This window comes from Periweissella ghanensis (assembly GCF_918814755.1).
GTDB classification, from domain to species: Bacteria; Bacillota; Bacilli; order Lactobacillales; family Lactobacillaceae; genus Periweissella; species Periweissella ghanensis.
Window position 1 is genome coordinate 76,705 of sequence record NZ_CAKKNT010000001.1, and the last position, 12,503, is coordinate 89,207.

The 12,503-nt window shown below is 40.1% G+C and carries 10 protein-coding genes; all 10 read right to left on the reverse strand.

What is annotated here, in order from left to right:
• Position 1: 1 nt before the first annotated feature.
• The 10 genes from LQZ76_RS00385 to der all read right to left on the reverse strand — a co-directional run bounded on the left by LQZ76_RS00385 (position 2) and on the right by der (position 12,487).
• Entirely contained in the window at positions 2-907 is a 906-nt protein-coding gene (locus LQZ76_RS00385) for an ABC transporter ATP-binding protein (RefSeq protein WP_230097794.1), read from the reverse strand.
• Between the two features lie 282 nt (positions 908-1,189).
• The gene (locus tag LQZ76_RS00390) at positions 1,190-1,915 is read right to left on the reverse strand and encodes a LiaF transmembrane domain-containing protein (RefSeq protein WP_230097795.1); all 726 of its coding nucleotides are present in this window, start codon (positions 1,913-1,915) and stop codon (positions 1,190-1,192) included.
• Entirely contained in the window at positions 1,912-2,382 is a 471-nt protein-coding gene (locus tag LQZ76_RS00395; protein WP_230097796.1) for a LytTR family DNA-binding domain-containing protein, read from the reverse strand. The genes LQZ76_RS00390 and LQZ76_RS00395 overlap by 4 nt, the downstream gene beginning before the upstream one ends.
• A 167-nt stretch (positions 2,383-2,549) precedes the next feature.
• Entirely contained in the window at positions 2,550-2,807 is a 258-nt protein-coding gene (locus LQZ76_RS00400) for a hypothetical protein (RefSeq protein ID WP_230097797.1), read from the reverse strand.
• A 225-nt stretch (positions 2,808-3,032) separates the two neighbouring features.
• A complete protein-coding gene (locus tag LQZ76_RS00405; RefSeq protein ID WP_230097798.1) occupies positions 3,033-4,541 on the reverse strand; it encodes an ABC transporter substrate-binding protein/permease in 1,509 nt (502 codons plus the stop codon).
• A 312-nt stretch (positions 4,542-4,853) separates the two neighbouring features.
• A complete protein-coding gene (locus LQZ76_RS00410) occupies positions 4,854-5,828 on the reverse strand; it encodes a Ppx/GppA family phosphatase (protein WP_230097799.1) in 975 nt (324 codons plus the stop codon).
• Positions 5,829-5,861: 33 nt separating this feature from the next.
• Positions 5,862-8,012, reverse strand: a complete 2,151-nt coding sequence (locus LQZ76_RS00415) for an RNA degradosome polyphosphate kinase (RefSeq protein ID WP_230097800.1) — start codon at positions 8,010-8,012, stop codon at positions 5,862-5,864.
• Positions 8,012-9,529: a Ppx/GppA phosphatase family protein gene (locus LQZ76_RS00420; protein ID WP_230097801.1), complete on the reverse strand. Its 1,518-nt coding sequence runs from the start codon at positions 9,527-9,529 to the stop codon at positions 8,012-8,014. Before LQZ76_RS00420 ends, LQZ76_RS00415 begins: the two co-directional genes overlap by 1 nt.
• A 281-nt stretch (positions 9,530-9,810) precedes the next feature.
• Complete coding sequence (locus LQZ76_RS00425) at positions 9,811-11,082, reverse strand: tetratricopeptide repeat protein (RefSeq protein ID WP_230097802.1); 1,272 nt, start codon at positions 11,080-11,082, stop codon at positions 9,811-9,813.
• A 94-nt stretch (positions 11,083-11,176) separates the two neighbouring features.
• A complete protein-coding gene (gene der / locus LQZ76_RS00430) occupies positions 11,177-12,487 on the reverse strand; it encodes a ribosome biogenesis GTPase Der (protein ID WP_230097803.1) in 1,311 nt (436 codons plus the stop codon).
• Between the last annotated feature and the right edge of the window lie 16 nt (positions 12,488-12,503).

Consider the following 12,503-nt stretch of genomic DNA (forward strand, 5'->3'; position numbering starts at 1 on the left):
CTTAAGCCTCCTTCTTTTCGTTGTGTAATATTGACAATAATGATGCTTCTAAATCTTCACCTTGGTGCACCACGTCATAAATATCAATATCCGCTTTAACAAGGGTTTTAATCACTAAGGCTAAGGTTGCACTCGGCGTTTGGTTAAAGACTAAGCCGGGTGCCTCAGCTGTCGTAATACCAACTTGCGCCAAGCTAGTACGCGCAGCGGCATCATCACTGGTTTTAAGCATAATAAAATCATTTTCTTGGTGATTTAAATTAGCGATAGTTGCTTGTTTAATGACTTCACCATGATCAATAATGACCACTTCACTAACCAGCTTTTCTAATTCACTTAAAATATGACTTGAGATTAAAAATGAAGTTCCAGCGGCTGCTTGACTCATAATTACATCCCGTAAATCTTTGGTCGCTTGTGGATCCAAACCATTCATCGGTTCATCTAAAATGACTAATTCTGGTTGATTAATCAAGGCTAACGCAATCCCAAGTTTTTGTTTCATACCCAATGAATAGTTTTTGGCCTTACGATTAATATAACTTTCCATTTTCATTTGTTTTACTAACTGATCAATTCGCTCGGTGGTCGCATCACCGGTTGCATTAAGTTTCAAGTGATCAAGTCCCGTTAAATATGGGTAAATCGCTGGATATTCAATTAACGCCCCCACCTTTGCTAAGGCTTGGTGACTTGCTTCAGATACGGGGTGATTATCAATCTTAATCTGCCCTTTTTCATATGAAAACAAACCTAAGATTGCTTTCATAATTGTTGTTTTACCAGCTCCATTGGGTCCAATTAAACCAACAATACGGCCCTTACCGACCGTGAAGTCAACATTATTTAACGCTTGTTTCTTACCAAAGTGTTTACTCAGTTGGTGCACTTCTAAAATATTTTCCATTATTTTTTGACCCCTTTTCTTCATCTTACCCAAATACCTTAACAAAAACTTATACAAAAAGCAATTATGCATTAATAAGTATCCTACGCACCAACAGGCAGCCTCCTATGCCTAGTGGCCCCAAGCTAAATGCCTAACCCGCATTTTCTACTTAATAGCCAAAACGCGGGCTACCAAGCCGATATTTTCGTAATATACGCAAAATGACCCGGAAAGTAAACTTTCCATGGCCATTTCACTAGTATTCCTCGATATCGCTCGCTTGGTAGACCGCTCTATCTTTTAAACATGATAAATATTAACCGCCGACAAATTAACATTCCCGGTAATCACAAGTTCAGCTGTTGTTATTTCATCGGCTGCAGATTTCTCTTCAACATCACTCAAAAGGGCATTAACATGATTAACCACATGCCAATCACGCGGCACATAGATTAACACATCTGATAAATTCACATCTAAATTCAATGTCGCGGTTGTGTTAATGTGGGCTTTGTCAAAATAGATTTTAACACTCGCCATCTTGGCTGCCACATGGCCACTTTGAAAGTCTTGTGACTTCACATACCGAAAAGTTGATGTCATATTAGCATTTAAATTAAGTTCACTATCGGTACTTTCTTGTACATCATCAGGTCCATATACGTACTTCTTCTTAAATTGTTGATGCCCCGCTCCATGATGGAATGTGTAGTATTTATGACTTTTAGTTTTAAATAATAACTCCAAGCCAATAATCACCAAAATAGCAACCGCAACAATCGTCCATGGGACTAATTTTTCAATCCCTAATGGCCGCGCATATAACATTGCTAGAATTGCCAAGCTCGAAATCGGAATCACAATCCCACCATAAATGGCATCTTTAACCATAAAAAAGGCTAAAATAACGGTAAAAATCAGTGTCCAAATGCCGACATGAAAATTCAGCCAGCCGAGTTGGTAAACTACTAGAAAAGCTCCGGCTGCTAAGAAACCAAGGCCGGGAATAATCGTTTTTTTGTTCATAAGTTACGCTCCTCTTCTAAACGTTCTTTTAAATCTTTGAAATAGCGGCGGGAAACAAATGCTATTTTGGGACTATTCTGAAAGCCAACCGTTGCCCCCGTTACCGTCCGAGTCAAACCATACACGGCATGCACATTAAGTAACGCTGATTTTGAAATCCGCATAAATGTCGGTTGTAAGCGTTGCTCTAACTCATATAACCGGTGCTTAACGAGATAGGCCTCATCGTTAGTGTGTGCATACACATCGCGCCCATCCGTTTCAAAAAATAAAACTTCCGCATTATTAAAGTAATATTCGGTATCATCTTTAAGATACGTAATCGGACTCAGTAGCTCGTGGGGTTGCTCGGTATCAAAGGCTTGCAGGGCTACTTGTAATTGTGCAACCTGATCATCAAACTGGGGTGTTCGTAACACAACTTCCAAGTCCGGGATGGTTGCATCAATTTCAATTGTTATTTTCATATTTCCCTCTCCGTACCTTTAGTATTCCACATCCTCCATCCCAGGTAAATACATGGCGGCTAAGCGGTCGTGTTTAGTGTGCAAGTGGTCCAAATTTTAGGTGCAAAAAAATCCTATACACTTAATTAAAAGCAGATAGGATTTTTCAAGATGCCGCGTTAAGTAGTTTAACGCCGACGGTATAACGCGTGTACAATAGCATTTAATACCCGGAAAAATATGTAAAAGCCAAATGTAAACACGATTACAAACCATCCACCCACGATGATTGGTAAATACCAGTAACCACTCGCCCCAATTATGTTAATCGTTTGAATAAATTTACTGGCCATTGATCCTTTATCAAGGTTATCCATGCATACCTTAACGAGGAGACAAATCATCGCTAATAAGAAACTAACTTTAAGTTGATTTTTATTAATCATATGTTCACTGTCTTCCTAATTTATTGGCCTTTTGCAAACCAACAGTATCTCTGCTTTTTAGTCTATCATAAATTAAGTTAAATAGGCCTTTTGCAAACCTTTTTGTTATATTTTTGTAAATATATTGTATATTTTAGCCAAAAAAAGAAGCCGCCCGCGGGCCGCTTCTTTAAGGTATGCTATTTTTCGGGTGGGTCTATAGTCCTCACTGTTTCCCGGGTGTGCTTACGCTCTACCTAAATTAAACCGTTTTTCAATCAAATTCAAAATCCGCGTTAAACTAAATGTTAAGACAAAGTAAATCAACGCTGTGATTACTAGTGGTAAGAATGGGTTAAATGATGCTCCTTGAACCGTTGCCGTCTTAAACATCAATTCACCAACCCCAATCACCGAAACCACTGAAGATTCCTTGATGACCGTCACAAATTCATTTCCTAAAGCGGGCAAGATGTTCTTAACGGCTTGCGGTAAAATAATGTAGCGCATTGCTTGGTTTGATGAAAGCCCTAATGAACGCGCGGCTTCATTTTGACCAGCCGCCACTGAGTTAATTCCTGAACGGATAATTTCAGCCACATAGGCTGCTGAATTCAAGCTAACGGCAATCGCCCCAGAAGCAAAGGCACTAATGTTTAAGTGGAATAACCATGTAGCTCCAAAGAAGATAATGTAAACTTGGACCATTAACGGTGTCCCACGGACAAATTCGATATAAACGTTTGAAATAACCTTTCCAAGCATTTTAATTAATTTACCCACCCAAGTATCCGAAGTTGCTAATTTAGCGCGTTTCATCAAGGCTAAGAAAACACCAAGAATGGCACCAAAGAAGACCCCAATAATTGCTAAAACAACGGTTAATTCCGTTCCAGAAACAAAGTAACTACCATACTGGGCGAAGAAACTTTTTGAAACAAATAATTGATCATTAGCTAAGCGTTGCCACTTTTTAAATGAACCATCGTGGCTAACCCGGTCGATGACATCATTGACTTGAGCGGTCAACGCATCCGCGCCTTTAGGCATCGCAATTACGGTTGTGCCAATGTCATTAGGAAAGTTCATTGGTACTAAGGCTAAATGTTTGTCGTGTTGGACATACGCTTCACCAACGGGACTTTCAACCACAATGGCGCCCACTTTACCGGATTGTAATTGTAAGATGGCATCTGTAAATTTCGTTAATAATACGGGTTTGGCACCTGGTAAAGCTTGAGTTGCGAGATCAGCTTGGGTGGTACTCTTTTGAGCGGCGACACTCACATTTGAAAAATCAGTGACATTTTTGTACTTGTTCTTATCAGCTGCCCGAACCAATACTTCTTGTTTCACATGCAAGTACGCCTTTGAGAAGTTAACTTCCTTGGCCCGTTCTGGGGTTGGACTCATCCCAGAAATAATCATATCAATCTTACCGGTTTTTAAGGCGCCGAGTAAGGCATCGTAGGCCATTTCTTTAATTTGGAGTTTAACACCTAATTGTTTAGCAACCGCATGGGCCATTGAAACGTCAAAACCAACAATTTGGTCTTGGCCTTTAATCGTTTGGTGAAACTCATAGGGGGCATAATCAGCAGATAAGCCGACTACTAACAAGCCACTCTTTTTAATTTGCGCTAACGTTGGATCTGATTTCGGCGCATCGGTAGCGGCCATGGCAGCCCCAAAACTACTAAAAATAAACATAAATGCAAAAACTGATAAAAATAATTGATAAATCCCTTTTTTCATAGCATTTCCTCACTTCGCTTTGTTAATACAGTTTAATATACTAACTATGCGATTATTATGCAATTAAAATTCCTTTTATTTGCATAAATATACATAATTATAGTGAATATGCAATTATATAAACAATATCTTTAAAAAAATGTAACAAAAAAAGGACCGAAGCACCATGCTCCAGTCCGTTTTTGCAAACCTAATTTAGTTTAAAACCGAATGACTTCAATCAGATCAAAGACCCAAAATAATAAACATACGGTTACAATCACGTTTAAAACCCGTGGATGTTTCATTTTACTGCACTCCCTTATCAATTAACTAATCGTCAATATCAACGGTCATTGCGCCTGGTTCTGGATCAATCACCGTTTCACCAGTAATTTGATTGATTTTTTCAAATAAAATTCCTTCCCGAATACCGGCTTGAGAGAAAGTAATTTTATTGGCATCAACATAGCGTAATAGGGCCATTAATGGCATCAAACCACCAACGATAATATCACCACGTTCCTTGGCTAAACCCGGAACTTTACGGCGTTCTTCTAAATCTTTACCTAAAATATCGGTGTAAATACCAAACGCTTCTTCACTTGAAATCCGGTAGCCGTGCAATGGTGTATCTTGAATATGCTTCGCCCGCCGGGAAATTTTACCCAACGTCCGGTTAGAACCACCCAAGACTACCAACGGAAATTCATGTGCTTGACGTAACCATGGAATACTACTTAAGCGTTCATCAACTGCCGTGAAGGCTTTAAATAGCGATGGGGCGGTAATTTTATTGGCTTCCAAGAAGTCCTCTGAAATATTAACTGCCCCTACTGGAATACTAACTTCATGCCGTGATTCTTTATCCACGACAAAGATCAATTCAGATGAAGCTCCACCAGTATCTAAAATCAAAGTATTACTAACATTTAAGGTGTTAATAACCCCTAAATAGTCATAGTGCGCTTCTTGTTCACCCGTCAAAACTTCGAGTTCAATCCCAATTTTTTCGTGGACCAACGCTAAAAATTCGGCTTGGTTAGTTGCTTGACGTACGGCCGCGGTTGCCACGGCGCGGACCTTAATATCATCATATTTTTGAATTGCTGCATGAAATCCTTCCAAAGCTTTAATTGTCCGGTCAATTTCAGGTTTTTGTAACACCTTTTCGGGTCCCATATTATTTGAGAGCCGGACCATTTCTTGCATCCGTTCCAAAACTTCATAAGAACCATCTGGATGGATTTCACTAATCGTCATCCGAGCTGAGTTTGATCCCAAGTCAATAATCGCAAATTTCTTCATAAATCCCCTTCCAATTAACCTTTTTACCCATACTTACTCTTCAAAAGGATTGTTTAGTGGGGTAAAGCGTTCGGTTAATTCGGCTTCTTTTTCAGCATGTTTTTGTACTTTTACTTTTTGTGTCGCTTCGTCCATAAATGTAACCTGGGCATCGAGGGATTCTTGGACCCCGCGCCGGTCAATCTTTTGATAGCTACCATCTGATTGTAACACACGTGTTTTGATGTTATCCATCCACATGGTGTTAAAAATTGCTAAGACGCGTTGTTTTAAGTTTTCGGCATGCACTGGGAAAAGTAATTCAACCCGACGATTCAAATTCCGCGTCATTAAATCTGCACTTGAAAGGTAAATTTCTGGTTCGCCATTATTCCCAAACATGTAAATTCGACTGTGTTCAAGGAAGCGCCCGACAATTGAATGGGCTTCAATATTTTCACTAACACCCGGAATACCAACCCGTAAAATCGTAATTCCACGGACAATTAATTCCACCTTAACGCCGGCGGTACTTGCTTCATACAACTTACGTACCATACTAGCATCGGCCACGGAATTAACTTTAATTTGAATTTTAGCCGGTTTCCCCGCTTGGGCATTTTGAATCTCTTGATCAATTTTAACTTCAATAAATTCCCGAATCCCGTCTGGTGACATGTGCAATTCGTGGAAATATTGTTGTTCTGAATAACCAGACAAGATATTAAAGACATTCGCTGCATCAATCCCAATATTCGTATCAGCCGTCAAGAGCCCTAAATCAGTATAGAAGTGGGCAGTCACATCGTTATAGTTACCCGTTCCCAAGTGGAGGTAGCGGCGAATTTCGTCCCCTTCACGGCGAATAACCATCGCAATTTTAGAGTGCGTCTTAAGACCTTTGAGTCCATAAATTACATGGACGCCCATGCGTTCAAGTTCTTTGGCCCAGTGGACGTTATTTTCTTCATCAAACCGGGCTTTAACTTCGACCAACACCGTAACTTGTTTCCCATTTTTAGCTGCTTGTCCAAGGGCTTTAATGATGGGTGAGTCCCCTGAAACCCGGTATAACGTCATCTTAATTGCTAACACATCAGCATCCGTAGCGGCTTGTTGAATAAAGCGCACGACGGGCTTAAAGGTATCGTATGGGTGGTGTAATAATTGGTCATTTTTACGAATAACATCAAAAATATTACCGGTCATTAAGTCCGCTTGTTCGTAGGCTTCAAAATCAGGATAGCGTAAACTTGGTAAATCGGTGACTTGCTTGGCCACATCAGATAAGAACGTCAAATCAATTGGGCCGTTGACATCATACGTGCGAATATCCGCCACTTGAAGGGCCGCTTGCAAACGTTTTTTAATATGTTGGCTCATCGTGCCTTCACATTCCAAACGAATAACATCACCGCGTTCACGTTCTGCTAAGCGCGCTTGCACTTCCTTAAGTAAGTTGGGCGTTTCATCTTCATTTTCAGCAACATCCAGTTCCATATCCCGTAAAACGCGGTATGTGGCCGTTTCCTTGACGGTGTAACCTAAGAATAAGCGATCAACAAATTGCTTAATAATATCTTCTAATAAAATAAAGTGATTATCTTGTCCGGGGACCGGAATCACCCGTTTAAAGACGTTATCGGGCACTTGCAGCGTTGCAAATAGCTTTGTCTTGCCCTCTTCATCTTCTTTTGATAAGCGCACGGCAATATTTAAACTATCATTCGCCAAGAATGGGAATGGGCGTGTTTGGTCATCAGCCATTGGCGTTAACACCGGGAAAATTTCACGGTCAAAATAATTTTCAAAGTAATTTAGCGACTCGGCATCTAATTCATCGGGTTTAACGATTTGAATGCCGTGTTCTTTTAACGCGGGTACTAAAACGCGCGTGTACGTTTGGTACTGTAATTTAACATGTTCACTAGCCGCGACGCTAATCAAATCTAGTTGCTCACGTGGGGTGTAGCCAGCGGCATCTTTTTTCTTGACATCAACATGCGCCATTTGGGCTAGGGAAGCAACCCGCACCATGAACCACTCATCCAAGTTATTTTGACTAATCCCAAGGAAGCGAATCCGTTCAAGCAATGGGTTTTGACGATCACGCGCTTCTTCAATAACCCGTTCATTAAATTGTAACCAACTCAATTCCCGGTTAACAAAGTATTCCGGTTTATCAAAAATTTTCTTCTCACTCATTATTTACGACTCACTCTCTTCTTTAATGTTGGTTGCATCCCAAAGACATCCATGAAAAAGGCTGCCTTTTGTTCAAACGTCCACGTTTCTAATAAAATATTGGCATTCGTCGTAGCCGTAATGACGACTTCGGTTTCCCGTAATGAGACCGCAATCGTTTTAATTTTTTGCAAGCGCGAATCATCCAAGGCATCTGCAATCCGCAAAATTGCTGTTAATTTGGCAATCAACAAACGTTCTTTTTTGTTAAAACGTTCGGCTTCTGCTTGGTATTCACCAGCGGCCGGCGTTTTGGAACTATGAAATTGAGAAACCATAGCAATAATGGCTTGTTCTTTATCGGATAAACCATGGAAATCCAAACTTTGAATTAACTTCGCTGAATGAATATAATGCGCATAACTATTCACGAAATTCCCAATATCGTGGACAATACAAACAACATGTAAGAGTAAACGTTCGCGGTGGCCTAAGTGGTGGACCGGCTTTAATTGATCAAAGATATGTAACGCAAAGGTTTCCACTTGCTTACGGTGGTTGTATTCAACCCGATATTGATCAGCAATGTTTTCAGCTGAAGCGACAATTTCACTTTCACCAGGTAATTTGACATCTGGTTGGGCAAAAATTAAACCATCAATCGCCGCTAACCGAGTTAAGGTAATAGTTTGGGCGTGGATAATGTTAAAGGCCCGTTCTAAGATGAAAATTTCAGGCATAATGTAACGCACAATTTCTGGTTGGACATTAAATTGATCAATTAGTGCTTGCCGTGATAAGTGTTGAATTTTGAGCTTAAGGGCGCTAAATTCGGCAAAGGTAATCGTGGCACTATCCGCATCGGCTGGAATAAAGAATTTATTTAAAATATCTGATCCCGCTACTAAGAGATTTTGACATGGTTCCAATTGCGGTAAAACTTGCGCAAAATCGGCAATTTTACTCCCAATAAAATCCGTCAAGAATTGTGGATAATCAACAATTTGACTTTCAATTTCTTCAAGGGATTCGGCAATCCGAATTGGTCCTAATAAGACACTCCGGGAAAACTTAAATTCACTTTTTGCATAATAGCCAATATCTAAGCGACCTGAGTTAATCCCAATAATATATAACTTATCCGCTGCCATGCTTGCAAATTCTGGGAAATACGTACGAATTGCTTGATTACGGTAGAATTCTTCTTGGCTACTGTTTAAGCTCTTAACTAAATAACCAGTGGCTTGTTTAATTTGATCAGCAATAAATTCTGAATTTGACGCTTGCATAAACAATTCACTAGCCCAAACTTGAACGTCTTGGACCGCATAGTCGGCCATCAACTGCCGGTAACCTTGCATAATCACCAGCAAGCGCCGAGCAACTGAGAATGGAATTGAGCCGGAACTATAAATATCAGACCCGCCTTGCATATTTTTGTGGACACTTTCCACGACCTTATTTGAATTAGTATTATAAATAATTAATTCAACAGTGGTCGTATTTATCAGGATTTCTCCAATTAAATTTTTCGCCATAAAGCACCCCTTTTGTAGTTATCTATGTAATATTATACGGCAAATTCAGAATTTCAAATAGTAAATTAATCTTTATCTAACTTTAACACAATATCTATATTTCCTATACACGTTCTTTACATTACCATGATTTAACCACGAAAAAAGCGTTGTTTCAACTATCTGAAACAACGCTTCGTTATATATTACAATTTAATCTTTACAAAACAACTAGCTTCATTACACTATCTAATCTATATGCATCTTGAACGTGCATATTTTAATTAAACGCTTGCTGTCTTTTAAAGGTCATCAGCAAGTGCGCGCACTTGATCTAACATGTCATAATCTTCCGGTTGCAATAATAAGTATTGTGATCCAAGTTCGAGTGCCCATGGCCGATCAGCATCTTCTTTGGCAAAACTAAATGCTTCATGCAAGTAATCTGCATTATCCATAAAGCTATCAGCCGCAGCGTGCCAATATTTCCGGGCCAATTCCCATTGATCAACACGCGTTAATGATTTAGCCACGTTCCAATAAATTTGGGGATCAACTTCATCATTTTGAACATACGCACTCAACAATTCGATATTATCGTCATCATTTTCCGCTTGTAAGTACAGATTTGATAACCCTAAAACTAAGGAAACATCATCTGGTTCAATGGCTAGTCCTTCTTCATAATACTTGGTTGCCAACGCAAAATCACCCAATTTAATGGCGGTTTCAGCAGCAATTTTGAACAAGGTTTCATTGAATTCATCGACCGCTAACCCTTGTTGGAAAATCCGTAAGGCATCTTCTAATTGATTAGTTTCCACCAACGCTTGTCCCAAGTATGGGTAAACACTGGCAAATTGATTATCCATTTCGACCACTTTTTCTAACGCCGGAATCGCTTTTTCATATTCCTTTAATTGGAAATAGGTAAAACCAAGTTGGAATTGGATGGCAGGTGTCATATCCGCTTCGTGAATTTGTTCTAAGTAACCAATCGCATTATCGAAGTTCCCAGCTTGGGCATAGGCGACCCCAATCCGGGATACTAAATCGACGCGTGAGAACTGCTTCACCCCTTGCATTAAGAGTTCCTTGTAGTACTTAATCGCATCTTTAAATTGACGCATATTGAAGTAAAATTCGGCCATCGCAAACAAAATTACTGGTTCATCAGGGGCCAAAGCATGGGCTTCAACCAATTTTTGTTCACTCGCTTCAAATAATTCTTCGGTTTGGTATAAGTCAGCCATAACTAGCAAACTTTCCAAATAAGCTGATGAAGCTGGCGTAATTTGGCTTAAGTAGTTGATGGCTTCATCAATTTCACCTTCATCAATTAAGACATCCGCCAAGCCGGTCCGGAGTTCGTCGGCATCAGGATACGCATCCAGTAATTTTAAATACACCCGTTTAGCTTGTTTCAAGAAGCCTAAACCATATAGTTCTTCAGCTAAACTAAATAGCATATCGTCATCATCATGGCGTAATGCGGATGCAAATAATTTTTTAGCAACCTCTAATTGACCACCACTGAGTGCATCTAACATTTGTTCTGAGTATGATTCTTGCATGATTTTCTCCTTTAGGCCTGCAAAACTATTAAATAGCAAAACCCACACAGCTGCCAAAGCATTTGTGCGGGTTCGCGGCTTAATCTAATTGGTCTTACTTACGTTCCCGAATGATTAAGTGAATTGGCGTTCCCGTGAAATCAAATGCTTTACGAATTTGGTTTTCAAGGAAACGTTGGTATGAGAAGTGCATTAATTCAGGGTCGTTAACAAACACCACAAATGTTGGTGGTTGAATCGCCACTTGCGTTCCGTAGTAGATTCGCAAACGCTTCCCGTGAACCGTTGGCGTTGGTGTGGTTGCCACGGCATCCAAGATAACTTCATTCAAGACTGAACTAGTAATCCGTTTCTTGTGGTTATCGTTAACTTGCTTAATCAAGGCAGGTAACTTTTCTAACCGTTGCTTAGTTTTCGCTGAAACGAACACAATTGGTGCATAATCCAAGTACTTAAATTCATTACGAATGTGGTCTTCGAATTCTTGCATCGTTTTGTTATCTTTTTCAATCGCATCCCACTTGTTAACGACTAAAATAATCGCCCGACCAGCTTCGTGCGCATATCCAGCGACGTGCTTGTCTTGTTCGCGAATACCTTCTTCAGCGTTAATAACCATTAAGATAACATTTGAGTCATCAATGGCCCGCATGGCTCGCATAACGGAATATTTTTCGGTACTTTCATAAACTTTACCACGTTTACGAATCCCGGCCGTATCGACCATCACAAATTCATCACCTTCTGCAGTGGTAAATTTAGTATCGACGGCATCCCGGGTCGTTCCTTCAATTGGTGACACGATAACCCGGTCTTCACCAAGTAAGGCGTTAACTAATGAAGATTTACCAACATTTGGCCGCCCAATGAATGAGAACCGAATTGAATCATCTTCAACTTCTTCTTCAGTTTCAGGGAAGTTTTTAACAACTTCATCTAATAAGTCCCCTAAACCAATCCCGTGTGAACCAGAAATTGGGTAAACTTCACCAAAGCCTAGCGCGTAGAAATCGTAAATTTCTGAACGCATTTCAAAGTTATCAACCTTGTTAACCGCCACAATAACGGGCTTGTCAGCACGGTATAAAATTTTGGCCACGTGTTCGTCGGCATCAGTCAAACCTTCTTGCGCACTAACCATAAAGATAATAACATCGGCTTCATCGATGGCTACTTCAGCTTGTTCGGTAATTTGACGCATAAATGGTTGGTCATCAATATCAATTCCCCCAGTATCAATCAAGCGGAATTCATGACCTAACCATTCACCACGAGCATAGATCCGGTCACGAGTAACCCCAGGTGTATCTTCAACGATTGAGATACGGTCACCAACAACCCGGTTAAAAATTGTTGATTTACCAACGTTTGGTCGCCCAACAATAGCAACTAATGGATATCCCATAGTGATTCTCCTTTTC